Source organism: Labrys monachus (assembly GCF_030814655.1).
GTDB lineage: Bacteria > Pseudomonadota > Alphaproteobacteria > Rhizobiales > Labraceae > Labrys > Labrys monacha.
In genome coordinates this window covers 3348574-3371786 of sequence record NZ_JAUSVK010000001.1, presented here as the reverse complement: position 1 = coordinate 3371786, position 23213 = coordinate 3348574, and the positions used below count along the sequence as shown (strand labels likewise).

At 67.6% G+C, this 23213-nt stretch carries 20 protein-coding genes; 17 read left to right on the top strand and 3 right to left on the bottom strand.

The window, feature by feature from the left end; translation table 11 throughout:
* Positions 1–98 precede the first annotated feature (98 nt).
* The 10 genes from J3R73_RS15270 (at position 99) to J3R73_RS15225 (ending at position 10593) form a co-directional block, all read left to right on the top strand.
* Positions 99–1640, top strand: a complete 1542-nt coding sequence (locus J3R73_RS15270) for a sugar ABC transporter ATP-binding protein (RefSeq protein WP_307428382.1) — start codon at positions 99–101, stop codon at positions 1638–1640.
* The gene (locus J3R73_RS15265; protein ID WP_307428380.1) at positions 1637–2644 is read left to right on the top strand and encodes an ABC transporter permease; all 1008 of its coding nucleotides are present in this window, start codon (positions 1637–1639) and stop codon (positions 2642–2644) included. Before J3R73_RS15270 ends, J3R73_RS15265 begins: the two co-directional genes overlap by 4 nt.
* Positions 2641–3690, top strand: coding sequence for an ABC transporter permease (locus J3R73_RS15260; RefSeq protein WP_307428377.1), 1050 nt, complete (start codon positions 2641–2643; stop codon positions 3688–3690). Before J3R73_RS15265 ends, J3R73_RS15260 begins: the two co-directional genes overlap by 4 nt.
* A gap of 79 nt (positions 3691–3769) precedes the next feature.
* Positions 3770–4993, top strand: coding sequence for a sugar ABC transporter substrate-binding protein (locus J3R73_RS15255; protein ID WP_307428372.1), 1224 nt, complete (start codon positions 3770–3772; stop codon positions 4991–4993).
* Positions 4994–5062: 69 nt separating this feature from the next.
* Positions 5063–6352 (top strand): histidinol dehydrogenase, encoded by a 1290-nt coding sequence (gene hisD, locus J3R73_RS15250; protein WP_307428369.1) that lies wholly within the window; start codon positions 5063–5065, stop codon positions 6350–6352.
* Positions 6353–6409: 57 nt separating this feature from the next.
* The gene (locus tag J3R73_RS15245) at positions 6410–7450 is read left to right on the top strand and encodes a LacI family DNA-binding transcriptional regulator (protein ID WP_307428366.1); all 1041 of its coding nucleotides are present in this window, start codon (positions 6410–6412) and stop codon (positions 7448–7450) included.
* Positions 7440–7991 (top strand): hypothetical protein, encoded by a 552-nt coding sequence (locus J3R73_RS15240; protein ID WP_307428363.1) that lies wholly within the window; start codon positions 7440–7442, stop codon positions 7989–7991. Before J3R73_RS15245 ends, J3R73_RS15240 begins: the two co-directional genes overlap by 11 nt.
* A gap of 16 nt (positions 7992–8007) precedes the next feature.
* Complete coding sequence (locus J3R73_RS15235) at positions 8008–8895, top strand: N-acyl homoserine lactonase family protein (protein WP_307428358.1); 888 nt, start codon at positions 8008–8010, stop codon at positions 8893–8895.
* Positions 8896–8900: 5 nt separating this feature from the next.
* Positions 8901–9839: a 3-hydroxyacyl-CoA dehydrogenase gene (locus J3R73_RS15230; RefSeq protein WP_307428355.1), complete on the top strand. Its 939-nt coding sequence runs from the start codon at positions 8901–8903 to the stop codon at positions 9837–9839.
* A 16-nt stretch (positions 9840–9855) separates the two neighbouring features.
* The gene (locus J3R73_RS15225; RefSeq protein ID WP_307428352.1) at positions 9856–10593 is read left to right on the top strand and encodes an SDR family NAD(P)-dependent oxidoreductase; all 738 of its coding nucleotides are present in this window, start codon (positions 9856–9858) and stop codon (positions 10591–10593) included.
* Between the two features lie 34 nt (positions 10594–10627).
* Here the strand turns inward: J3R73_RS15225 and J3R73_RS15220 are convergent, their stop codons facing one another.
* From J3R73_RS15220 to J3R73_RS15210, 3 genes are all read right to left on the bottom strand, one after another.
* A complete protein-coding gene (locus tag J3R73_RS15220; protein WP_307428349.1) occupies positions 10628–11626 on the bottom strand; it encodes an ABC transporter permease in 999 nt (332 codons plus the stop codon).
* 10 nt (positions 11627–11636) lie between these two features.
* A complete protein-coding gene (locus J3R73_RS15215; RefSeq protein ID WP_307428345.1) occupies positions 11637–13127 on the bottom strand; it encodes a sugar ABC transporter ATP-binding protein in 1491 nt (496 codons plus the stop codon).
* A 76-nt stretch (positions 13128–13203) separates the two neighbouring features.
* The gene (locus J3R73_RS15210; protein WP_307428342.1) at positions 13204–14271 is read right to left on the bottom strand and encodes an ABC transporter substrate-binding protein; all 1068 of its coding nucleotides are present in this window, start codon (positions 14269–14271) and stop codon (positions 13204–13206) included.
* A gap of 296 nt (positions 14272–14567) precedes the next feature.
* On the opposite strand from J3R73_RS15210, the gene J3R73_RS15205 reads away from it, so the two are divergent.
* The 7 genes from J3R73_RS15205 (at position 14568) to J3R73_RS15175 (ending at position 23116) form a co-directional block, all read left to right on the top strand.
* Entirely contained in the window at positions 14568–15461 is an 894-nt protein-coding gene (locus tag J3R73_RS15205; protein WP_307428339.1) for a DeoR/GlpR family DNA-binding transcription regulator, read from the top strand.
* A gap of 4 nt (positions 15462–15465) precedes the next feature.
* Entirely contained in the window at positions 15466–16566 is a 1101-nt protein-coding gene (locus J3R73_RS15200) for a four-carbon acid sugar kinase family protein (RefSeq protein ID WP_307428337.1), read from the top strand.
* A gap of 136 nt (positions 16567–16702) precedes the next feature.
* Positions 16703–17731, top strand: coding sequence for a 4-hydroxythreonine-4-phosphate dehydrogenase PdxA (pdxA, locus tag J3R73_RS15195; RefSeq protein WP_307428335.1), 1029 nt, complete (start codon positions 16703–16705; stop codon positions 17729–17731).
* Between the two features lie 60 nt (positions 17732–17791).
* Entirely contained in the window at positions 17792–19282 is a 1491-nt protein-coding gene (aldA, locus tag J3R73_RS15190) for an aldehyde dehydrogenase (RefSeq protein ID WP_307428332.1), read from the top strand.
* An 81-nt stretch (positions 19283–19363) separates the two neighbouring features.
* On the top strand, positions 19364–20521 hold the full coding sequence (locus tag J3R73_RS15185) for a substrate-binding domain-containing protein (protein WP_307428329.1): 1158 nt from the start codon (positions 19364–19366) through the stop codon (positions 20519–20521).
* A gap of 67 nt (positions 20522–20588) precedes the next feature.
* Positions 20589–22169 carry a sugar ABC transporter ATP-binding protein gene (locus J3R73_RS15180; RefSeq protein ID WP_307428326.1) on the top strand — a complete coding sequence of 527 codons (1581 nt, stop codon included), beginning with the start codon at positions 20589–20591 and terminating at the stop codon, positions 22167–22169.
* The gene (locus tag J3R73_RS15175; protein ID WP_307428324.1) at positions 22166–23116 is read left to right on the top strand and encodes an ABC transporter permease; all 951 of its coding nucleotides are present in this window, start codon (positions 22166–22168) and stop codon (positions 23114–23116) included. The genes J3R73_RS15180 and J3R73_RS15175 overlap by 4 nt, the downstream gene beginning before the upstream one ends.
* The last annotated feature ends 97 nt before the right edge of the window (positions 23117–23213 follow it).

Here is a 23213-nt window from a genome sequence, read left to right as displayed (position 1 = left end):
AATCATTCGCAGCCTGTTGACAATGCCATTTTCCAGTGAGAAGGTTCTCTGAGAACGTTCCCATCGCCCGTGGCGTTGCGAGGGACGGCGAGGGAGGAATGCTTTTGGGCGCGGTCGCAACCCACCGCCTGCTGGCGTCGTCGATCACCAAATCCTATGGCGCGACCATCGCGCTGGAGCAGGTGACGCTCGCGCTCGAGCCCGGCCAGGTGCACGCTTTGCTCGGCGAAAACGGGGCGGGAAAGTCGACGCTGGTCAAGATCCTCAGCGGCGTCCTCAGGCCGAACAGCGGTTCGATCGAGATCGACGGAAAGCCCTATGCGCCCGCATCGATTCTTGCGGGGCGCAGGGCGGGCGTCGCCACCGCCTTCCAGGAACTCAGCCTTCCGCCGAACCTCTCCGTCGCGGAGGCCCTGCTGCTGCCGGCAATGCGCAAGGGCGTCCTGGGCCTGATCTCCGGCCGTCGTACCGTCGACGAGGCCGCCGCGATCCTCGCCCGCTACCGGCTGACCGATGTTTCGCCCCTGCAGTCGATTGCTGCGCTTTCGCTGGCCCAGCGTCAGCGCCTCGAGATCGCCCGCGCCTTGCACAATGCCGGCAAGGTCCTGGTGCTCGACGAACCTACGGCGGCGCTGACCGATGTCGGCTGGCTCTTCGATCTCGTGCGCGAGAAGACGGATGCCGGCGTGGCCGTCCTCTATATTTCCCATCGCCTGGCCGAGGTGCGCCAGCTCTGTCCGCGGGCGACGGTGCTGCGCAACGGCCGCTCGGTGGCCAGCGTCGATCTGTCGGACGCGACGGATGCGGACATCTTCCGGCTGATGGTCGGCCGCTCGGAGGCGGCGGCGAGCCGTCGTTCCGCGGTCCGCAAGGAACCTCGCAAGCCCGTGCTGCAGCTCAAGGACCTGACCGGCAGCAAGCTGCGCGGCGTCTCCCTCGATCTGATGCAGGGCGAGATTCTCGGCGTCGCGGCCCTGGAGGGGCAGGGGCAGCGGGAACTCTTCCGCACCCTCGTCGGCCTGGAGAAGCTCGTTTCGGGCGACATCGTCGTCGACGGCCGTCCGGTTCAACCGAAGAACCCGCGTGACGCTCTTGCCGCCGGTCTCAGCTTCCTGCCGGAAGAGCGCAAGGTCGAGGGCATCTTTCCCAGCCTGTCCGCGGCCGGCAACATCGTGCTGCCGATCGTCGAGCGCATCAGCCGAGCCGGCATCGTATGGCCCGCTCTGGAGCGCCGCGGCGCGGCGACGGCCTCGCAGGCGGTCGAGCTCAGCCCCCGCTATCTCGACTTCCGCATCGCCGACCTCTCCGGCGGCAACCAGCAGAAGGCGCTCCTCGCCCGCGCCATGATGACCGGGGCGCGCACGCTGCTGCTCTATGATCCGACACGCGGCGTCGACGTCGGCACCAAGCAGGCGATCTACGCCGCGATCCAGGCCTTTGCCGCCAAGGGAGGCTCCGTGCTGCTCTATTCCTCCGAATTGCCGGAACTGACGCGGCTGGCCGATCGCTGCCTCGTCGTCTACGGCGCCCGCATCTTCGCGCAATTCGAAGGCGAGGCGATCGAGGAGGGGGCGTTGGTGGCGGCCTTGACCGGCCATGCCGACGGCCTGCCGGCGCAAGAGCGGGCGGGTGCGGCATGAGCATGCAGCAGGCCCTTCCCTATCGGCGTCACACGCTGCCGCTCGCCGTCCGCCTCCGCCGCCTGGCGGCGAGCGGCGCCGGCATCATCGCTGCCCTCTACGTCATCCTCTATCTTCTCTATGCGGTCTGGGATCCGACGGCCCTGACGGCCGATACCGTGCTCAGCCTGACCAACAACGCCGCGCCCCTGGCGATTTCCGCGGCGGGGGAAACCTTCGTGGTGCTATCGCGCGGCTTCGACCTGTCCGTCGCCGGCGTCATCTCCCTCACCAACGTCGTCATGGCCGCCTATCCCCTGGACGGGCCGGCGGGCGCGGTGGAAAGCCTGCTGATCTGCCTGGCCATCGGCGCTGCGGTCGGCATGGTGAACGGCTATCTCGTCGCGATCCTGCGCCTGCAGTCGATCGCCGCGACGCTGGCGACGATGATCATCTGCCAGGGGCTCGCCTTGGTGGTGCTCGATGCCCCCGGCGGCACCGTCGCCGACTTCGTCAGCTACGAGCTGACGGATACCCTGATGGGGGTGATCCCGATCTCCGGCCTGATCATCGCCGCCGTCGTCGTGCTGTGGCTCGTCTTCCGGCGTACCGATACGGGCATCGCCCTCTACACCGTGGGCGCCGACGAGACGGCCGCGCAGCTCTCCGGCATCTCGGTCGTGCGGACGCGCTTCGTCGCCTTCGTCGCCGCCGGCATGCTCTACGGCCTCGCGGGCTTCATGCTGAGCGCGCAGACGGCGACGGGCGATCCGAACGGCGGCAGTTCCTTCCTGATGCTGACCTTCGCCGCCGTGGCGCTCGGCGGCACCTCGCTCTCCGGCGGACGGGGAGGGCTGGTCGGCAGCGTCATCGGCGCCGCGACTCTGATGCTCCTGCAGAAGGTGCTCTTCGCCGGCGGAGTCTCCTCCTTCTATACCGGCATATTCCAGGGCGCGGTCCTGGTGGCGGCGGTCGTCTTCGGCGGCCTCGTCACCCACCTCATCGATCGACGGGGCGCAGCATGAACGATCCTCTCCTCGCCCCCGAGCAGAACCGGCCGGCCCGGCCGATGCCGTCGATCGAAGCCGCTGCCGACCGGCGCGGGACCGCGCGCCTGCGCCCGGAGACGATCACCATCCTTTGCGTCTTCGGCCTCAGCATCCTGCTGATCCTGCTGTCGCGCTTCGTCAGCCCGGCGCTGGGGTCCTGGGAGCAGGTCAACACCGTCCTGCTGCTCGCCTCCTTCCTGATGGTGGTCGCCTTCGGGCAGGGGCTCGTCATCCTCATCGGCGGCCTCGATCTGTCGATCCCGGCGCTGATCACCATCGGCGGCGTGCTGTCGACCTACTGGATCGGCGCGACCGGGGAGGGGAGCTGGTACCTCGTGCCCGCCATCCTGCTCATCTGCGCCGGCATCGGCGCCGTCAGCGGCCTCGGCGTCACGGCGCTCGGCATCCCGCCCTTCATCATGACCATGGCGACCGGCATCATCGTCGCATCGGCGGCGCTGGGCTTCACCAGCGGAACGCCGCGCGGCGCCTCTCCGCCGGTGTTCGTCGACCTGATGAAGGCCGATTGGATCGGCATCCCGCTCATTCTCGTCTTCATCGTGGCGTTCTGCCTGCTCGCCTCCGCGCTGCAGGGACGCACCTCCTTCGGGCGGCGCCTGACCGCGATCGGCTCCAATCCGGTCGCGGCCCGCGTCGCCGGCATCGCGGTGTGGCGCTCCATGGTCATGGCCTACATGATCAGCGCCGCCGCCGCGGGCTTCGCCGGCATGATGCTGGTCGGCTACGCCAACGGGGCGACCCTGCGCATGGGCAGCGACTATCTGCTGCCGAGCATCGCCGCGGTGGTGATCGGCGGATCCTCCATCCTCGGCGGCAGCGGCACCTTCGTCGCCACCATCGGCGGGGCCGTGCTGCTCACCACGCTGAGCACCGTCATTTCGGCGCTCGGCGTTCCCCAGGGGTGGCGCACCGTCATCGAGGGATCGATCATCCTGCTCGCGCTCCTGCTGCTGCGCGAAAACGTCTTTGCCATCTTGAAGCGCCGGACCACGCGACAATGACCGCTCGCGCTCCACGCTTCGGTGCGTTCCTCGCTGGGAACGTTCCCATAACAAGCGGTCAGACAACGAGGAGATGAAAATGCCGACCTGGAGAAAGGCTTTGACGACGCTGGGGGCGACGCTCTGCGCCTCGGTCATGGGGCTGGCGCTCGTGGCCAACACGGCCTCCGCCGAGGACAAGAAGCTCAAGATCTATCTGAGCCTGAGCTATAGCGGCAATTCCTGGCAGTCGGAGGCGGCGAACATCGTCAAGGCCCTCGCCAAGACGCCGCCCTACGACAAGACGGTCGAGCTGACCGAGGTCATCTCGGGCACCGACCCGCAGGCCCAGATCGCCGCCTATGAAAGCATGATCGCGGCCAAGGCCGACGGCATCATCAGCTTCCCGATCTCCTCGACCGCCCTGAACCGCGTCATCAAGCGCGGCTGCGAGAAGGGCGTGAAGTTCTTCATGTACGACGCCACCGTCACCGAGCCCTGCGCCTACAATGTCAGCTACATCACCGCGGGCTTCGGCGAGAACACCGCCCAGGCGCTGGTGAACGCGCTCGGCGGCAAGGGCAAGATCTTCCTCAGCCGTGGCGTGCCAGGCAACTCCGTCGACAAGCGCCATACCGACGGCGCCATGGCGGTGTTCAAGAAATATCCGGGCATCCAGGTGGTGGCGGAATATTATTCCTTCTGGGATGACCGCACCACGCAGCAGGAGACCGCGAAGGCCCTCGCCGCCCATCCCGATGTCGACGGCATCTGGGCCCAGGCCGGCGAGTATGGAGCCATCCAGGCGCTGACGGACAAGGGCAGCAAGCTGGTGCCGATGACCGGCGAGAATTCCAACGGCTTCCGCCTGGCGCTCGCCAATCCGGACGACCAGAAGCGCGGCCTCAAGGGCGTCTCGGCCGGCTCGCCGCCGGCAACGGCCGGCTATGCCTTCAAGCTGATGATGGAAGTGCTCACCGGCAAGCGCAAGCTCGAGCCCGAGAACATCGAATATCCGCTGCCCTGGGTTCCCGCCGACAAGGTGAAGCTGTGCAAGGGCCAGACCTTCGAGGACGGCTGCAACACCTTCCCCGACGGTGTCGTGCCGAGTTCCTTCGTCACCGAGGTCTTCAGCCCGACCCTGCTGCCTGAACTCTCGCTGCAGTCGGCGCTGGAAGGCAAGCCGACGCCGGGCGCCACCATCCAGCCTCTGCCGGCCGACGTGCCGAAGGCCGGCAACGCTCCCGGCATCAACTGCCAGAAATGCGAGCCCGGCCCGGACCTCTACAAGCTGACCAAGGTCGAGCCGACGGTCAATCCGTAACAATGCTGCGGACGGCGGCCCGGATCCGATGGGATCGCCGTCCGCTCCCCCGAAAAGGCGAGGACGATTATGGCCAGATATCTCAAGCGCGGACAGGACGCGAGCACGGTCGCTGCCGTCGATGCAAGGACACGTGCGACCGTCGAGGCGATCCTCGCCGACGTCGAGGCGCGCGGCGACGAGGCGGTACGCGAACTGTCCGAGAAGTTCGACAAATGGTCGCCCGAGAGCTTCCGCCTGTCCGAGCAGGACATCGAGAAGGCTCTGTCGGCCGTCTCCCGGCGTGACCTCGACGACATCCGCTTCGCACAGACGCAGGTGCGCAATTTCGCCCAGCATCAGCGTGACGCCCTCAAGGACATCGAAGTCGAGACGATCCCGGGCGTCGTGCTCGGCCATCGCAACATACCGGTCAACGCCGTGGGCTGCTATGTGCCGGGCGGCAAGTACCCGATGGTCGCCTCTGCCCATATGAGCGTGGTGACGGCCCGCGTCGCCGGCGTCAAGCGGGTGATCGCCTGCGCGCCGCCCTTCCATGGCGGCCCGCATCCGGCCATCGTCGCCGCGATGCATCTCGGCGGCGCCGACGAGATCTATGTGCTCGGCGGCGTGCAGGCCGTGGCCGCGATGGCGCTGGGCACCGCCACCATCGCGCCTGTCGACATGCTCGTCGGCCCCGGCAATGCCTTCGTGGCCGAAGCCAAGCGCCAGCTCTTCGGCCGCGTCGGCATCGATCTCTTCGCCGGGCCGACGGAGACGCTGGTGATCGCCGACGACAGCGTCGACGCCGAGATCTGCGCCACCGACCTGCTCGGCCAGGCCGAACACGGCCCGACATCCCCCGCCGTCCTGCTGACGACCTCCGAGAAGCTCGCCCATGCCACCATCGCGGAGGTGGAACGGCAATTGAAGACCCTGCCCACGGCCGAGCTCGCAGGCAAGGCATGGGCGGATTATGGCGAGGTCATCGTCTGCGACGACGATGCGGAGATGGTGAGGGAGGCCGATCGCATCGCCTCCGAGCATGTGCAGGTGATGACGCGCGACCCCGATTATTTCCTGAAGAACATGACCAATTACGGCGCGCTCTTCCTCGGGGTGCGGACCAATGTCGCCTATGGCGACAAGGTCATCGGCACCAACCATACGCTTCCCACCAAGAAGGCCGCCCGCTACACCGGCGGGCTGTGGGTCGGCAAGTTCCTGAAGACATGCACCTATCAGCGGATCCTGACCGACGAGGCCAGCGCCCTGGTCGGCGAATATTGCTCCAGGCTCTGCATGCTCGAGGGCTTCGCGGCGCACGCCGAGCAGGCGAATATCCGGGTCCGCCGATTCGGCGGGCGCAACGCTGCATGACGGCGAGTCGCGGCCTGCCGGGCGCGGGAGCCGGCGGATAGGGAGTACGGACAGGCAATGTCGGACGCGACCGTCGACAGGGGGCGAATCCCCCGGATCACCGTGAAGGACCTGGCGAGGCAGCTCGGCATGTCGGTTTCGACGGTCTCGCGCGCCTTCTACGACGACGCCGTGATCGCTCCCGAGACGCGGGAGAAGGTGCTGCGGCGGGCGGTGGAGATCGGCTACCAGCCCAACCCCCTTGCGCGCGGGCTGATCACCAAGAGCAGCCGGATCGTCGGGCTGGTGGTCTCCGACATCACCAACCCCTTCTATCCCGAGGTCATGGTCCGGCTGACCGAGCAGTTCCAGGCCGAGGACTTCAACGTCATGCTGGTGGTCGCCAGCCCGACGCGGAACGAGGAGGAGGCCGTCAGGGTGCTGCTGTCCTACCATCCGGACCTGGTGGTGATGCTGGCGACGACGCTTTCCTCGGCTGCCTCGGCGTCGTGCCGCAAGGTCGGCACGCCCGTCGTCTTCTTCAATCGCGTCGGCTCGGACGAGAATTCCTATGCCGTGACCTGCGACAACGTCCTGGGGGGCCGGCTGATCGCCGACCACCTGATCGACCGGGGGCACCGGCGGCTCGGCTTCGTGGCGGGACGTCCGGACGCCTCGACCAATGTCGATCGCTGGCACGGCTTTCAGGCCCGCTGCGCCGAACGCGGCGTCGCCCCGCCGGCCAGCACCGGCGGCGTGGCCTTCAGCTACGAAGCGGGTTTCGCGGGGGCGCTGGACCTTCTGAACCGGGAGGAGAAGCCGACGGCCCTGTTCTGCGCCAACGACATCCTGGCCATCGGCGCCATGGATGCGGCGCGGCGCGGCCTCGGGCTGTCGATTCCGGCGGACCTCTCGGTGATCGGTTTCGACGACATCGGCATGGCCTCCTGGTCCTCGCATGCGCTGACGACCGTCCGCCAGCCGATCGCCCGCATGATCGACCGCACCACCGCCCTGGCGCTGGCACTCGCCCGGGGCAACGCCGTCCAGCCCGCCGTGGAGCGCCTGCCCGGCGAACTGATCGATCGCAACACCACGAGGTTCATCGATGGCCAATAGGTCCGGATCCCTGTCGCTTCTCGATGCCGCCGCGCCCGTTCACCGCCCGGACTGCGCCAGCCTGGCGGCCGAGCCGCCGATGGCCGACGGTCTGCCGGAAAAGGTGAGCGACGAGGTCATCGCCTACGGGCTGGAGGCGCGGCGGATCTACGCCGACCTGAAGCGCGTCATCGGCCAGACCGCGGGGCTGCTCATCCTCGCTCAGGCGAGCGGCCGCCGCGAGGCCTTCGACCTGCCTTCGCTCGCCGGGGCCCGCGAGACGTGGCTCGAATGCCGCGACCGGCTCGGATCGCTTTCGGCCCCCTCGCGCCTCGACGCCAATCTGCGCCGCATGGCAGCCGCCCACCGCCTCGTCGGCGCCTGCCTGGCCGCGCTTCAGTCCCCGCGCATGGCGGAGGGGGATCCGGACCTCACCGTGTCGCTCGACAATCTGTCGGCGGCCTACCGGCAGCTTCAGGCCGCGTCCGAGCACCGCTTCGGCATGACGATGGTCGATTTCCGGTATTCCTGCTGCAATTGCGGCATCGAACTTCAAAAATAGCCAAAGGGAGAAGGAAATGTCCGATTATTCGATCTGGGTTCTCGAATATTCATACGTCGCCAAATACCACAAGAGCGGCGTGCTCTACGGTGCCCACAATCAGGGCTATGTGAAGCTTCCCTACTGCTATGCCGTCATCAAGGGGAACGGCCATGTGGCCATGGTCGATGTCGGCTACAACGACAAGGACTATGGCAAGCATCTCGGCGACAAGTTCGGCGTCGAGAATTGGCGCTCGCCCAAGGAGGTGCTCGCCGGCATCGGGCTGAAGCCGGAGGATGTCGACACCGTCTTCATCACCCACGCCCATTTCGACCATTTCGGCAATGTCGAAGATTTCCCGAACGCGAAGTTCTACATCCAGGAACGCGAGATCGCGAAATGGACCTGGGCGATGTCGCTGCCGGACCGCCTGCGCTGGATGCTGGTCGCCGTCGATCCCGGCGACATCGTGCGCGGCGTCGAGCTGGCGCGGCAGAAGCGGCTCGTCTGCATCGACGGCCCGCTGTCCAACGTGCTGCCGAACATCGACCTGCACGTCGCCTATGACAGCCACACCTTCGCGTCGATGTGGGTCGAAGTGCGCAACGACGGCAAGACGGCCTCGGAGGATGCCTGGGTGCTCGCCGGCGACCTCGTCTATGTCTTCGACAACATCGAAGGACCGGGCGGGGTGGTCGACCTCGACAAGATCTACGTGCCGGTCGGCCTGGCGCTGGGAAGCCAGCAGAATCTCGTCATGGCGACGGAAGCGATGATGAAGCAGGTCAATTACGAGGCCCGCCGTGTCATTCCGATCCATGAGGAGCGCCTGAAGGACGCATTCCCCTCCCGCATCAGGCCGGACGGGCTGCGCATTTCGGAGATCTGTCTCGCCGATGGCGAGACGTCGAAGGTCCGGTGAGCATCATGAAGTTCGTGAATGCCGCCGTCGTCGGCGCGGGGTTGGTCGGCTCGGGCTGGGCGATCGTCTTCGCCCGCGCCGGCCTCTCGGTGAAGCTGTTCGACGCCAGCGGGGATATCCGCGCCGGCGCGCTCGCCGGCATCCGGCGAAGCCTGGCCGACATGGCCGACCATGGCCTCGTCGAGGATGTCGAGGCGATCGCCGGCCGGATCGAGGTGGTCGACAGCCTGGTCGAAGCCGTCCGCGATGCCGACTATGTGCAGGAGTCTGTGTTCGAGCGCGTCGACGTCAAGCAGGCGATCAGCCTCGAGATCGGCGCCGCCATCCGGGACGACGCGGTGGTGGGAAGCTCCAGTTCGGGCATCCCGTCCTCGGCCTTCACCGAAAAGGCGCCGCGCCGCTCGCGCTTCCTCGTCGTGCATCCCGTCAACCCGCCGCATCTCGTGCCGCTGGTCGAGCTCGTGCCGTCGGCCTGGACCGACCCCGCCATCCTGCCCTGGCTTCGCGAGGCGATGGAGGGGCTCGGCCAGGTGCCGATCGTCGTCAACCGGGAGATCGAGGGGTTCATCCTCAACCGGCTGCAGGGCGCGCTGCTCAACGAGGCATGGGCGCTCTTCGAGGCGGGGCTGGCCAGTGCCGCCGATATCGACCGGACCGTGGCTCACGGCCTCGGCCTGCGCTGGTCCTTCATGGGACCGTTCGAGACCATCGACCTCAATGCGCCGGGCGGCGTCGACGATTATGCCCGGCGCCTCGGCCCACTCTATCATTCCATCGCGCAGGATCGGCACAACCCGAAGCCGTGGTCGGAGGACCTGATCGCGCGGGTCGCCGGGGAGCGGCGTGCCGCCCTGCCGGCGTCCGAACTCCCGGCCCGCTCGGAATGGCGCAACCGCCGGCTGATGGCGCTGGTCTCCCATCGCCGCGGCCAGCCGGAAAAGTGAGCCTGCCATGAAGGACATGAACGGAAAGGTCGCGATCGTCACCGGGGGCGCCGGCGGCATCGGCAGCGAGATCTGCCGGGCGCTGGCCGGGGCCGGCGCGCAGGTCGTCGTCGGCTATCACACCTCCGCCGCCGCGGCGCTGGCGCTGGCCGGCACGCTCGAAGGCACGGGGCACATCGCCGCCCCGGCGCCGGTGGCCGACAGCGAGGCGATGAACCGCCTGGCCCGGCAGGTCGACAAGGCGTTCGGCCGCGCCGACGTCCTCGTCAACGCGGCCGGCATGACCCGCTTCGTCGCCCACGCCGATCTCGACGCCCTCGACGACGACCTGATCGACCGCATCCTCGCGGTCAATGTCCGCGGCGTCATCGCCGCCACCAGGGCTTTCCGGCCGCTGCTGGCGCAAAGCGGCGAGGGTCTCGTGGTCAACATCTCCTCGATCGCCGCGGTCACCGCCATGGGCAGCAACATCGCCTATTGCGCCTCCAAGGCGGCGGTGGACAACCTCACCCGCTCGCTCGCCAGGGCGCTCGCGCCGCAGATCCGTGTCGTCTCGGTCTCGCCGGGCCTGGTGGATACCGAATTCGTGCGCGGCCTCGACGAGAGCTGGCGCAACCAGCAGGCGGAGCGCACGCCCCTGAAGCGCCTGGCTCTTCCGGCGGAGGTCGCGGACGCGGTGATGGCGGTCGCCCTGCATCTGCCCTTCACCACCGGCAGCATCATCCCCGTCGACGGCGGACGGCCCCTGGCGTAGACCCGGGAGCGCGGATATCCGCGCTCCCGCCTGCCTATTTGATGATGCCGATCTTCTTGCGGTCGATGGTGGCGAAGACGGCGCAGATCAGCACGGTGCCCTTGACGATATTCTGCAGATAGGGATCGACGCCGGTCATGTTCATGCCGTTCGACAGCAGCGTGATGATGAGGACGCCGAGGATGGTCCCGAAGATGCTGCCGACGCCGCCGGTCAGCGGCGTGCCGCCCACCACGACGGCCGCGATCACGTCCAGCTCCAGCCCCTCGCCGAGCTGCGCCGTCGCCGCCATGGCGCGTGCCCCCTGCAGGAGGCCGGCGATGCCGCAGAGGGCGCCGAGCAGCACATACATGCAGATCTTCACGCGGGCGACGCGGATGCCGGTGAGGATCGCCACCCGCTCGCCGCCGCCGATCGCCCTGACTTCCCGGCCGAACACCGTGCCGTTCACGACCGCATAGGCGAGGAGCGCGAGAAGAAGGCCGATCGCCACCGAATGGGGAATGCCCCAGGTCCGCGCCGCATAGGCATCGAGGAAATGCTCGTCCTCGATCGAGACGGGGGCCCCGCGCGTGAACAGCAGCACGATGCCGCGATAGACGACCATCGCGCCCATCGTCGCGATGAAGGAGGGCACCTTGCCCTTGGCGAGGAGGACGCCGTTGACGAGGCCGGCGGCAGCGCCGACCGCGATCGCCGGAATGATCGCCGCCGCGCCGAGCGTGTTGGCGGTCAGGGCCGTCACGAGGGCCGCGAGCGCCACGATCGAACCGACCGAAAGGTCGATCGATCCGGCCATGATGACGAAGGTCATGCCGAGCGAGGCGACGAGGAGCACGGTTCCCTGCTGCAGGACGATCAGCAGGTTGGAGACCGTGAGGAAGCGCGGCGAGGCGAGCGAGAAGACGACGCACAGAAGCACCAGCACCGCCAGCGGGAAGGCGCGCCGCAGGAGGGCCGTCCTGCTCGATGCCTGGATCTGGCTGTCCGCCTTGTTTTCCGGGGCCGTCATGGGCTTGGGTGTCTGGTTCATTGTCCCCGTCTCAGGTCATGTGCCGGACGATTTCGTGCTCGGCGAGATCGGCGGTCGCGTTGAAGGAATGGGCGATTCGGCCCTGGCGCAGCACCAGCAGGCGGTCGGCAAGGCCGATCAGTTCCGGCATGTCCTCCGAGGAGAGGATGATGGCGAGGCCTTCCGCCGCCTTCTGCCGGATGACACGATAGATCTCCATGCGCGCGCCGACGTCGACGCCGCGCGTCGGATTGTTGAGCAGCAGCAGACGGGGGCCGGTGGCGAGGCATTTGCCGATCACCACTTTCTGCAGGTTGCCCCCGGAGAGCGAGGTGCAGGGCGCATCGATGCTCGCCGTCTTGATGCCGATCCTCGCCACGAGATCCCGTGCGATCGATGCGGCAGCCCGGCGGTTGAACAACGGGCCGCGGCGGGGCGGGCGCGCCATCACGAGATTGTCGAGCACGCTGAAATCGGCGATCAGGCCTTCATTGCCGCGATCGCCCGGCAGATGAGCGACGCCGAGGCTCCACGCCGCGCCGGGATCGGCCGGCGCATAGGCGTTGCCGCCGAGGCGCATGGTCCCGCGGCGGACCTGCTGGTCGCCGGCGATCGCCGCGAAGAGGCCGTCGGCCCCGGCCCCCTTCAGCCCGGCGAGGCCGACGATCTCGCCGGCCCGGACATCGAGGCTCACGCCGCCGAGGTCGCGTCCGGCGGCGACGTCGGTCGCCTCGAAGACGAGCGGCGGCGCGTCGCCGGTGGCCCTGGCCGGCCGTTCCGGATAGATGCCCTGCGAGAGGTCGCGTCCGACCATGCGGCGGTGGATCTCGTCGGGTTCGATCTCGTCGGCGCGGAAGGTCCCGGCACCGTGGCCGTCCTTGAGGATGGTGAGCTCGTCGGCGACGGCGCGGACCTCATCGAGATGGTGCGAGACGAAGGCGATGGTCATGCCCTCCGTCTTCAGCTGCCGCATGGCGGCGAGGACGGACTCGACCTCGATATGGTCGAGATAGGCCGTGGATTCGTCGAGGAGGAGGACCTTGGGGCTGGTGGACAGGGCCCGGGCGATCTCGATGCATTTCCATTCGCCCAGATTGAGGCGCTCGATGTCGGCGGAAACCGAGATCCTCACCCCGAGCCGGTCGAGGATCGCCTGAGCCGCGTCCCGCATGCGCCGCCGGGCGATGAAGCCGAGCGGGCCGGCAAAGCTGCGCAGGCGGTCGATGAAGATGTTCTCGGCGATGGTCAGCGAGCGGTTGACGGTGATTTCCTGAAAGACGAGGGCGACGCCGCGGGCCGAGGCCTCGGCCGTGCCGGCCGGAGCATAGGCGACGCCGTCGAGGCTCATGGTGCCGCCGTCGGCCCGCGCTGCGCCGCCGAGCATGCGCAGCAGGGTCGATTTTCCTGCCCCGTTCTCGCCGACCACGGCGTGGACGGCACCGGGACTGAGCGTCACGGAAACCCCGTCGACGGCCCGTGTCCGGCCGAAGCTCTTGCTCATATGGCTGGCGACCAGGGTCATGGAACAGCCTCCGCGATCGAAGAGGGGAAGGCAGCGCATCCCGGCCGGCGGCCGAAGGATGCGCTGCGGGGGCGTGTCAGTTCGCGTAATGCATCTCGAAGAAGGCGGGCTTGGCCTCCTTGTTGTAGAAGCGCGAATGCTGCTTGAAGTCATAGGGCGGCACCCCGCCGGGGAAGTCCTTCTGGAACTCGGCGACCCGGTCCTGCGTGAGCGGCAGCAGCTTCAGCTTGACGTTGTCGGCATCGGCCGGAACCGGGATGCCCTTGATGGCATCGTACATCATCACCAGCGCGAAGCCGCCCTGCAGCCAGTGGCCGCCGATGTCGAACAGGAGGTCGCCCGACTTCACGGCCTCGACATTCTCGGGGTTGAGATCCATGCCGACGACGACGACGTCCTTGCCGGGGACCTTGCCGCGATTCTTGATCGCAGCCAGGACGCCGGTGGCAGTGCCGCCATTGGCCGCCCACACGCCGGTGATGTCGGGATTGCCCTGGTAGAGCGATTCGAATGCGGTCTGCGAAGTGTCGCGCACGAAATTGCCGTCGACCTCGCCGGCGACGCGCACGTCGGGCGATTCCTTCAGCGCCTTTTCGAGGCCCTTGCGGCGATCGATCGCCACCGAGGTCCCCGCCGTGCCGTTGACGACGCCGATCACCTTCTTGCCGTCCGCTCCCGGCTTGATCTTGGCGAAGAGGGCCTCTGCCATCTGGTAGCCGGCATCCTCGTCGCTCGGGCCGATGAAGGCGAGATAGTTCGGAAAGCGCGAGCTCTGCGGCGAGAAGTCCGGATAGCTGTCGGTGAGGATCACCGGGATGTCGGCTTCCTTGGCGAGGGTGAGCCCGCGCGCGGCCGTCGCCCAATAGGGCGTGAAGATGATGCCGTCGACCTTCTGGGCGACGAGATCCTCGAGCGACTTCACCATCTGGTCCGGCTTGTTGTCGGCATTGAGCACGACGAGATTGACGCCGAGTTCACCGGCGCCCTTCTTCATGAAATCGACATAGCTGTTCCAGAACTGGGCATCCAGGGTCGGCACCACGACGCCGACGGTGGGCTGGTCGGCGGCCGCGGCCGCCGTGGAGACCATGGCCGCCACGGCGATGCCGGCAGCCACCGTCTTCAGCTTCGACAAGAAAGACATTGTTCCTCCGATCGCTTCGCAAAGGGCGACCTGTGCGGCAGATTCGTCTCACCTTCGCTTATCTTTGACGAGAACGCGCGCCTCCCGCTTCTCTTTGACGGGCGTTGACCATATTTGAATATCATGCTCGTTCAAAATACGTCAAAATAATTCTTGTCATGTCACGGGGTTTTGGTGCGTTTCGAAAATGGGTGAAAAGCTGTGGGGTCGCACGGGCGATTATGGTATCGCCTGAGCGAGTTCATGATCGCGCGGCCGGATGCAGGCGTGCTGCCGGCTTTTGAGGAGGTAGCGATTTGGCCAGGCTTCCCAGGAAATCGTCTTCCGAAGACAGGGGGGACGCCGTCCCGGCAACGAGGGACGAAGAGGGCGGGCGGGGGCGTGTCGAACTGATCCCGGCCAAGCGGCGGGCCCTCATTCTCGAATGCCTGAAGCGGGAAGGGGCCGTCGGCGTGCAGGAACTGATCGACGTCATCGGCGCCTCGCCCTCCACCATCCGCCGCGACCTCGAATATCTCGAGCAGCAGGGCGCCCTCGGGCGCACGCATGGCGGCGCGATGCTCCAGCGCACCGAGCTCGCCACTTTCGAGCCGGATCTGGCCACCGCGGCCCATTTCTCCCGGGCGGAGAAGGAAGCGATCGGGGCCGCCATGGCCTCCGAATTGCGGGCGGGGCAGAGTGTGATCTTCGACGCCAGCACGACGGTGCTGGAGGTGGCCCGCGCCATCGCGGCCGCGCCGATCCGTCTCACCGCCGTCACCAACAGCCTGGCGGTGGCGCAGGTGCTCGCCGGCGTGCCGGAAGTCCGGCTTGTCGTCATGGGCGGCACCTGCAAGCCGGGATCGCTGACCCTCGCGGGCCACCCGGGCGAGAATTTCCTGCGCACCATCTATGCCGACGTCGCCATCATCGGCACGCATGCCATCACTGGCGGGCGCCTGACGGAAACCTCGCTCGAGGTCGCGGCGATGAAGCAGGCGATGATCAAGGCCGCCCGCCGCGTCGTCGTGCTCGCCGACAATTCGAAATTCACCACGCCGAATTTCTGCACGATCTGCGACCTCTCGGAGATCGACGAGATCATCACCGATGACGGCATCGATCCGGCCCAGCTCACCAGCCTGCAATCGTCGGACGTGGCGGTGCGGGTGGTGAAGGTCGTCCGGAATGCCGCCTCCAGCCGTTCATGACGCCATGAATATCCGTATTCTCGCCGACGACCTGACCGGCGCCCTCGACAGTGCCGTCGCCTTCGCATCGCCGGGGCAGGGCATCGACGTGACCTGGCGCCTCGACGCACGCCCCGCTCAGGCGGGCGCCGTCGATGTCGCGACGCGGGAAATCTCCGAGGCCGAGGCGGTTTCCCGCCATGCCGCGTTCGCGCCCTGGCTCGCCGCCGGCGAGATGCATTTCAAGAAGATCGACAGCCTCCTGCGCGGCCATGTCGCCGCCGAGATCGAGGCCTGCATGGCCGGCCAGGCCTATGACCGCGTCGTCATCGCGCCGGCCTTTCCGTTCCACGGCCGCGTGACGCGCGCCGGCCGGCAATGGCGGCTCGGCCCCGATGCCATCGTCGGCCCGGATCTCGCCGCCGCGCTCGGCGCCCGCCATCGCCTCGCTCTCGCCCGGCCCGGCGAGGCGCCTGCCGGCGGCATCACCGTCTACGACGCCGAGACCGACGCGGATCTCGGCCGCATCGTCGAGGATGTCGGCGTGGCCGGCGGCCGGACGCTGTGGATCGGCACCGGCGGCCTCGCATCTGCGCTCGCCGCATCGCTCGGCCTGCAGCCTTCCGCCGCCGTGGCGGCGGGAGGCCCGTTCCTCGGCCTCGTCGGGACCGACAACGCGGTGACGGCAGCGCAGGTCAGCGCCTTCGCGGCGCGGCATCCCGACGGCCATATCGTCGTCGGCGAGGATGTCGGCGCGGCAGCCGCGCGGCTGCTGCAGCGGACGGGTCAGGGAGCGCCGTCCGTCGTCAGCGTCGCGGCGGCGGGGGAACGGCATGCCGTCGCGCGCCATATCGACCGGGTCTTCGCCGCGCTTCTCGACGGATTGCCCGCGCCCGGGATGCTCCTGGTCACGGGTGGCGAGACGCTGAGGGCGGTATGCGACAGCCTCCGGGCCGAACGGCTCGTGGTCGAATCCGCCATCGAGCCGGGCCTGCCGCTTTCGCGCATCGGCGGCGGCCGCTTCGACGGTGTCGCCACGATCTCGAAATCCGGCGCCTTCGGCGATGCCGGCCTCTTCGTCAGGCTCTGCGGCGGCGATTCCGAAGGGCTGGCCGGCGCGGTTTGAGCGCCATCGCGGCTGCGCGGAGACGGCCTTCGGCCGGCAAATGAGCAATCCTGCGCGTCGTCCAAGAATTCTCTTGCGCGCGCATGACGCAAACAGATAGATATTGGTTCGAATTGATCAGCGAGGATGGCAGTCAATGAATGGTACGCGGCTTGCGGTTACCATGGGAGATCCGGCGGGAATCGGTCCCGAGATTATCGCGAAGGCGTGCGCCAGGCTGCGCCCGCGGCTCGAATCCGGCTCGCTCTCGCTGCTGATCGTGGGCAGCGTCGCCGCGATGCGCGCGGTCGAGGGAATTAGCGGACCGATTCCGGAGGAGATCGCCTCCGGCGCCGCCAATTTCTCCTATCCGCCCCTCGCCATCCTCGAAGCCGGGCCGGAACGCGAGCCGATCCGCACCGGCGTGATGTCGGCCGAAGGCGGGCGCCTCGCTTATCTCGCCATCGAGAAGGCCGTCGGCCTCGCCAAGACGGGTGCCGTCGCCGGCATCGTCACCGCGCCGCTCAACAAGGAGGCCCTCAATCTCGCCGGCTACGCCTATTCGGGTCACACCGACATGCTGGCGGACCTGACGGGTGCGCGCGATTCGGTGATGATGCTCGCCCATGGCGATTTTCGCGTCAGCCATGTCTCGACCCATGTCGCGCTCGCCCAGGTTCCCTCGAAGCTGACGGAGCCGCGGCTGCGCCGCGTCATCCAGCTCACGGTCGAGGCGCTGCGCAGCCTCGGCATCGCGCGGCCGCGCCTTGCGATCGCCGCGCTCAACCCGCATGCGGGCGAAGGCGGCATTTTCGGGCGCGAGGATATCGACGTCACCACGCCCGTGGTCGCCTCCTATGCTTCCGCCGATTTCGACGTCTACGGGCCCGTGCCGGGGGATACCGTCTTCGTGAAGCTGCGCGCCCGCCAATATGACGCGGTGGTGGCGATGTACCACGACCAGGGCCATGTCCCGGTCAAGCTGCTCGGCTTCAACGTCGATCCGGTCACCGGCGAGTGGAAGGCGCTGTCGGGCGTCAACGTCACGCTCGGCCTGCCGATCATTCGCACCTCCGTCGACCACGGCACCGCCTTCGACATCGCCGGCAAGGGCATCGCCAACGAGGACAGCCTCATCGAGGCGATCGACTTCGCCCTGCAGCTGGCGGCCGCCAGGACGGCATGATTTTCGCGGCGAGGCCGCGTGGCCTCGCCCGTCCGACAACAAAGCAAAAGGTGGAACGCCATGGCAGCGTCAGCAGAAGGCCATTATCGCATGCTGATCGACGGGAAATTCGTGGCCGGCGACGCCGGCACGCGCGCCGTCGTCAATCCTTCCGACGGCAAGCCTTTCGTCGATGTTCCCGAGGCGAGCGCCGACCAGGCGCGTGAGGCCATCGCAGCCGCGCGCAAGGCGCAGAAGGCGTGGGGCCTGAAGGCGCCGCTGGAACGTGCCGGCATCATGAAGCGGATCGCCGGCCTGGTGCGCCGCGATGCCCGCCGCCTCGCCGAGATCATCGTCCGCGAGCAGGGCAAGCCGATCAACGAGGCGGTTGGCGAAGTCGGCGGCACCGCCGAATTCTTCGATTATTACGCCGAATTCGCCCGCCGCATCCAGGGCGAGATCCTGCCGTCGGATTTTGCCGGCGAGCAGGTGTGGATCCAGCGCGTGCCGGTCGGCGTCGTCGCCGCCATCATCCCCTGGAACTATCCGAGCGCGCTCGTCAGCCGCAAGGTGGCGCCGGCGATGATCGCGGGCGACACCATCATCCTGAAGCCGCATGAGGATACGCCGCTCTCCGCCCTCGAAATGGCGCGGATCTTCGACGAGGCGGGCGTGCCGGCCGGCGTCGTCAACGTCGTCACCGGCCGCGGCGAGACGATCGGCGAGGTCCTGTGCACCGAGCCGGGCATCGACCTGATCACCATGACCGGCAGCGTGCCGACCGGCAAGCGCATCATGGCCAACGCGTCGCGCAACCTCACGGCCGTCTCGCTCGAACTCGGCGGCAAGGCGCCCTTCATCGTGATGGGCGATGCGGATATCGACCTCGCCGTGCGCTCGGCCGCAACCTCGCGCTACATGAATTGCGGACAGGTCTGCATCTGCAACGAGCGCACGCTGGTGCACCGTTCGATCTACGACCAGTTCGTCGAGCGCTTCGTCGCCTTCTCGAAATCGCTCGTGGTCGGCGATCCCATGCTGGCGACGACCGACATCGGGCCCAAGGTCAGCCGCGAGGAGCTCGAAAAGGTCGAGAAGATCCTAGCCGAGGCGGTTGCCGGCGGCGCGCAGCTCGCCCTTGCCGGCGGGCGCCCCGAGCGGGCTCCGATCGAAGGCGGCTATTGGCTGAACCCCACGGTTCTGACCGGCGTCACGCGGGACATGCCGATCATGACCCGGGAGATCTTCGGACCGGTGGTGCCGATCATGCCGTTCGACGACTTCGAGGAGGCGGTTTCCATCGCCAATTCCAGCCATTACGGCCTTTCCGCCTATCTCTTCACCAACGACCTCAGCCGCGTGATGAACGCGGTGAACGAAGTCTCCTTCGGTGAGATCTACGTCAACCGCATCGGCCCCGAGATGCTGCAGGGCTTCCATGTCGGCTTCCGCGAAAGCGGGCTCGGCGGCGACGACGGCATCCACGGGCTCGAAAGCTACCTGCGCAAGAAGACCGTATACGTGAACTATTCGGGCGCAGCCACGGCCGCCCTGATGCCCTACGGGCGCTGAGGGGCACCCGCGCCGGCCGGTTGCCGGGCGGGAAGACGAGACGCTGCAAAGGCGTCCTTTCATTCTGTTTGGAGGAAGATCATGAAGCACAAGGCATTATGGGCGGCCGCGCTCACCCTCTCGATGGCCGGTACGGCGCTCGCTTCGGCCGGCGCCGCCGACTACAGCTGGCCGAACAACATTCCGCCGGAAGCCAAGGCGCTGCTGGAGCCGCTGCCGCTCTCGCCGACCGGCCAGCCGGTCCCGGGGTATCCGAAGGGACCGCCGGCGGTGTCGCCCGACGTCCTCAAATTCTCCGAGGCCGACGTCGCCAAGCTCAAGGCGGGCAAGTTCACGGCCGGCCTCGTCATGCACACCATGGATGCGGGGTGGCCGCAGCTCCAGGTGGCCGGCATCACCAACACGCTGAAGGAATTCGGCATCGACGTGGTCGGCACCACCGACGCCAAGTTCCAGCCCGGGCAGCAGATCAGCGACCTCGAGCAGATGATCGCCCGCAAGCCGGACGTGATCTTCTCGATCCCGATCGATCCCAAGTCGGAGGCGGCGGCCTATAAGAAGGCGGCGGCAGCCGGCATCAAGCTGGTCTTCATGGACAATGTCCCGGTCGACATGGCCCCGGGCAAGGACTACGTGACGGTGGTCGCATCCGACAACGAGAAGAACGCCTATTTCGCCGCGCAGGAGCTGGTTTCAGCCATCGGCGGCAAAGGCGAAGTCGGCGTCATCACGCTGGTCTACGACTATTACTACTCCGTCGCGGCCCGCAAGGTCGGCGCTCTCAAGGCCTTCGCCGAACATCCGGACATCAAGGTCGACGATGTCGGCACCTTCACCGCGCCCGAAAAGGCCTATGAGGTGGCGACCGCCATGCTGACCGCCCATCCCGACCTGAAGGGCATCTTCGTGGCCTGGGACACGCCGGCCCAGCAGGTGCTCGCCGCCGCGAAGACGCTCGGCCGCGACATCGTGATCACCACCAACGACATCGCCGCCGACAGCGCTCTGAACGTCGCCCGCGGCGAATTCCTCGCCGTCGGCGCCCAGCGCCCCTACGATCAGGGCGTGGCGGAGGCCAAGGCCGCCGCTCTCGCTCTGCTCGGAAAGGACGTGCCGCCCTATGTTTCCGTCCCGACGCTGCGGGTGAAGAAGATCGATCTCCTCAGCGCCCTCAAGGACGTGACCAAGGAGGATCCGCCGAGCTCAGTCATCAAGATCTGCAAGGGCGAGTGCTTCTGACGACGCCTCCCGGCGGACGGCTTTCGCTCCGCCGGGATTTTCGCTGACGGTCAATCGAGTGTTGGACATGTCCGAACCTGCGAGCGCGCCGACGCGGCGCGCCATCGTGTCGATGCAGAACATCGGCCAGTCGTTCGGGGCCAATCGCGTCCTCGACGATATCTCCTTCGACGTGATGGCCGGCGAGACCCATGCGCTCCTCGGCGAGAACGGCGCGGGCAAGTCGACGCTCATGAAGGTGCTCATGGGCGTCTACCGGGCCAGCGAAGGCAAGGTCGTCTTCGACGGCGAGGACGTCACGATGCTGTCGCTGCGCGAGCGGCTCGACCGCGGCATCGCCATGATCTTCCAGGAACTGAGCGTGCTGCCGAACCGGTCGGTGGCGGAAAATCTCTTCGTCCTGCGCGAACCCAGGGCCTTCGGCCTGCGCGTCGACGGTGCCCGCATGGTGCGCGAGGCCAGAGCGCTGATCGAACGCTTCGGCTTCGCGCTGGACGCGACCGCCCGGGTGGGAGACCTCGCCTTCGCCCAGCGCCAGATGGTCGAGATCCTCAAGTCGATCTCCCGCGGTGCCCGGCTTCTCGTCATGGACGAGCCGACGTCGTCCCTCACGATCCATGAGGAAGAGACGCTGTTCCGCACCATCGGCCAGCTCAAGGCCGCCGGCATCGGCATCGTCTATATCAGCCATCGCATGGCGGATGTGCTGCGCCTGTCCGACCGCATTTCCATCATCAAGGACGGCAGGCTGGTGGGGCCGCTCGATCCGAAGGAGACCTCGATCGAGGCCATTGCCGCCCTGATGTCTCGGCCGAAGGCGGAGGGGGCGGTGCCGGCAGCCAAGGCGCCGCCGCGGCCCGCGCCGGTGGCCGCCGCCGCGCCGGTTCTCGACGTGCGGGACCTCGGCACGGCGCGCAAGCTGTCGCAGATCTCCTTCTCCATCGCGCCGGGAGAGATCGTCGGCCTCGCGGGCCTCGTCGGCAGCGGCCGGTCGACGCTCGCCAAGGCGCTGTTCGGCATCCTTCCCGACACCAAGGGCTCCGTCGGGGTCGCCGGCAGGCCGATGCAGACCGGTAGCGTCAGCCGCGCCATCGCCGCCGGCATCGGGCTCGTGCCCGAGGATCGCAGGCTCGAAGGCCTCGTCGGCGGCCGCTCGCTGCAGGAGAACCTGGCGCTGCCCAGCCTTTCGGAGCTTTCCCTGGCAGGCCGGTTCGGCCCGATGGCCTCCGGGCGCATCGGCGCGCTCTTCAAGCGCTACCGCGAGGATCTCAGCATCCTGTGCCGCGGCCCCGGCCAGACGGCGCAGGAACTCTCGGGCGGCAACCAGCAGAAGATCGTCTTCGGCAAATGGCTGGCGACCAAGCCCAAGGTTCTCATCCTCGACGAGCCGACCTCGGGCGTCGACATCAATGCCAAGCGCGACATGCGCGACCTCGTGCGGCGAACCGCGGCCGAGGGCGTCGGCGTGCTTCTCATCTCTTCGGAACTCGAGGAACTCATGGATCTTTCGGATCGCATTCTCGTCATGGCGGAAGGCCGAATCACACGCAGCGTCCAGCGCATCGACGATGAGACGGAGCTTCGCGCGCTGCTGCAGGCCGAGGCAGCCAGGCAGGCCGCCACACGGGCCGGGGGAGCGCTGCAATGAGCGCGCCTTCCTCGACGTCGACGGGCGGGCGCCTCGCCGGCTTCCTGCGCGACCACATCACCTATGTGATCTTCCTCGCCATCACCCTCTATTTCGTGCTGTTCGCACCGCATTTCGCCTCGCTCTCGACGGCGAGCGCCGTGTTGCGCATCACGGCCATCGTCTCGGTGATGGCGATCGGCATGACCTTCGTGATCATCTGCGGCGAGATCGATCTGTCTGTCGGCTCGGTGGCGAGCTTCGCCGGCATGATCGGCGCGCTGCTCCTCGACCGGGACGTGCCGGGCTATGTGGCCTCCCTCATCGTGCTCGCGGCCGGTGCCGGCATCGGCGCCGCCTCCGGGCTCCTGGTCACCAAGCTGCGCATTCCCTCCTTCCTCGTGACGCTGGGCATGCTCTCGATCTTTTCCGGCCTCGCTTTGACGATCACCGGCACGCGCCCGGTGCCGATCGTCGACGATGATTTCTCCAACCTGTTCTGGAATGGCGGCTTCGCCGGCATCCAGGCGCCGATCTGGTGGACGATCGTCCTCACGCTGATCGGCTATTATCTCCTGCACCAGATGGCCTATGGCCGTCGGGTGTTCGCCACCGGCGGCAATCCCGTGGCCGCGCGTTTTTCGGGCGTGAGGACGGACGGCGTCAAGATCGTTGCGTTCATGCTGTCGGGCATGACCGCCTCGCTCGCCGGCCTGATGCTGGCCGCCCGCTCGACCGCCGGCAATCCCAGCCTCGGCGCGGGGCTCGAACTGGACGTCATCGCGGCGGTGATCATCGGCGGGACGAGCCTGTTCGGCGGTTACGGCTCGATCGTCGGTTCGGTGATCGGCGCGATCTTCATCGGCATCCTCGGCTTCGGCCTCCTGGTGCTCGGCCTGTCGACCAGCATCCAGGAGGTCATCAAGGGCGCGATCATCATCATCGCCGTGTCGCTGAACCGGCGCTGAGGCGCGGCCGCGGGCCCGGTCTGCGTCAACCGCTTCGAAAGACGTTGCCGTCTATCAATCGCTTCAAGGCGGCTTTGCCGGCCGACCGGGGGCGCGA

What these genes read in the sequence shown, in the direction of transcription:
- J3R73_RS15270 (WP_307428382.1), top strand. Translation starts at nt 99, where the DNA reads ATGCTTTTGGGCGCGGTCGCAACCCACCGCCTGCTGGCGTCGTCGATC.
- J3R73_RS15265 (WP_307428380.1), top strand. Translation starts at nt 1,637, where the DNA reads ATGAGCATGCAGCAGGCCCTTCCCTATCGGCGTCACACGCTGCCGCTC.
- J3R73_RS15260 (WP_307428377.1), top strand. Translation starts at nt 2,641, where the DNA reads ATGAACGATCCTCTCCTCGCCCCCGAGCAGAACCGGCCGGCCCGGCCG.
- J3R73_RS15255 (WP_307428372.1), top strand. Translation starts at nt 3,770, where the DNA reads ATGCCGACCTGGAGAAAGGCTTTGACGACGCTGGGGGCGACGCTCTGC.
- hisD (WP_307428369.1), top strand. Translation starts at nt 5,063, where the DNA reads ATGGCCAGATATCTCAAGCGCGGACAGGACGCGAGCACGGTCGCTGCC.
- J3R73_RS15245 (WP_307428366.1), top strand. Translation starts at nt 6,410, where the DNA reads ATGTCGGACGCGACCGTCGACAGGGGGCGAATCCCCCGGATCACCGTG.
- J3R73_RS15240 (WP_307428363.1), top strand. Translation starts at nt 7,440, where the DNA reads ATGGCCAATAGGTCCGGATCCCTGTCGCTTCTCGATGCCGCCGCGCCC.
- J3R73_RS15235 (WP_307428358.1), top strand. Translation starts at nt 8,008, where the DNA reads ATGTCCGATTATTCGATCTGGGTTCTCGAATATTCATACGTCGCCAAA.
- J3R73_RS15230 (WP_307428355.1), top strand. Translation starts at nt 8,901, where the DNA reads ATGAAGTTCGTGAATGCCGCCGTCGTCGGCGCGGGGTTGGTCGGCTCG.
- J3R73_RS15225 (WP_307428352.1), top strand. Translation starts at nt 9,856, where the DNA reads ATGAACGGAAAGGTCGCGATCGTCACCGGGGGCGCCGGCGGCATCGGC.
- J3R73_RS15220 (WP_307428349.1), bottom strand. Translation starts at nt 11,626, where the DNA reads ATGAACCAGACACCCAAGCCCATGACGGCCCCGGAAAACAAGGCGGAC.
- J3R73_RS15215 (WP_307428345.1), bottom strand. Translation starts at nt 13,127, where the DNA reads ATGACCCTGGTCGCCAGCCATATGAGCAAGAGCTTCGGCCGGACACGG.
- J3R73_RS15210 (WP_307428342.1), bottom strand. Translation starts at nt 14,271, where the DNA reads ATGTCTTTCTTGTCGAAGCTGAAGACGGTGGCTGCCGGCATCGCCGTG.
- J3R73_RS15200 (WP_307428337.1), top strand. Translation starts at nt 15,466, where the DNA reads ATGAATATCCGTATTCTCGCCGACGACCTGACCGGCGCCCTCGACAGT.
- pdxA (WP_307428335.1), top strand. Translation starts at nt 16,703, where the DNA reads ATGAATGGTACGCGGCTTGCGGTTACCATGGGAGATCCGGCGGGAATC.
- aldA (WP_307428332.1), top strand. Translation starts at nt 17,792, where the DNA reads ATGGCAGCGTCAGCAGAAGGCCATTATCGCATGCTGATCGACGGGAAA.
- J3R73_RS15185 (WP_307428329.1), top strand. Translation starts at nt 19,364, where the DNA reads ATGAAGCACAAGGCATTATGGGCGGCCGCGCTCACCCTCTCGATGGCC.
- J3R73_RS15180 (WP_307428326.1), top strand. Translation starts at nt 20,589, where the DNA reads ATGTCCGAACCTGCGAGCGCGCCGACGCGGCGCGCCATCGTGTCGATG.
- J3R73_RS15175 (WP_307428324.1), top strand. Translation starts at nt 22,166, where the DNA reads ATGAGCGCGCCTTCCTCGACGTCGACGGGCGGGCGCCTCGCCGGCTTC.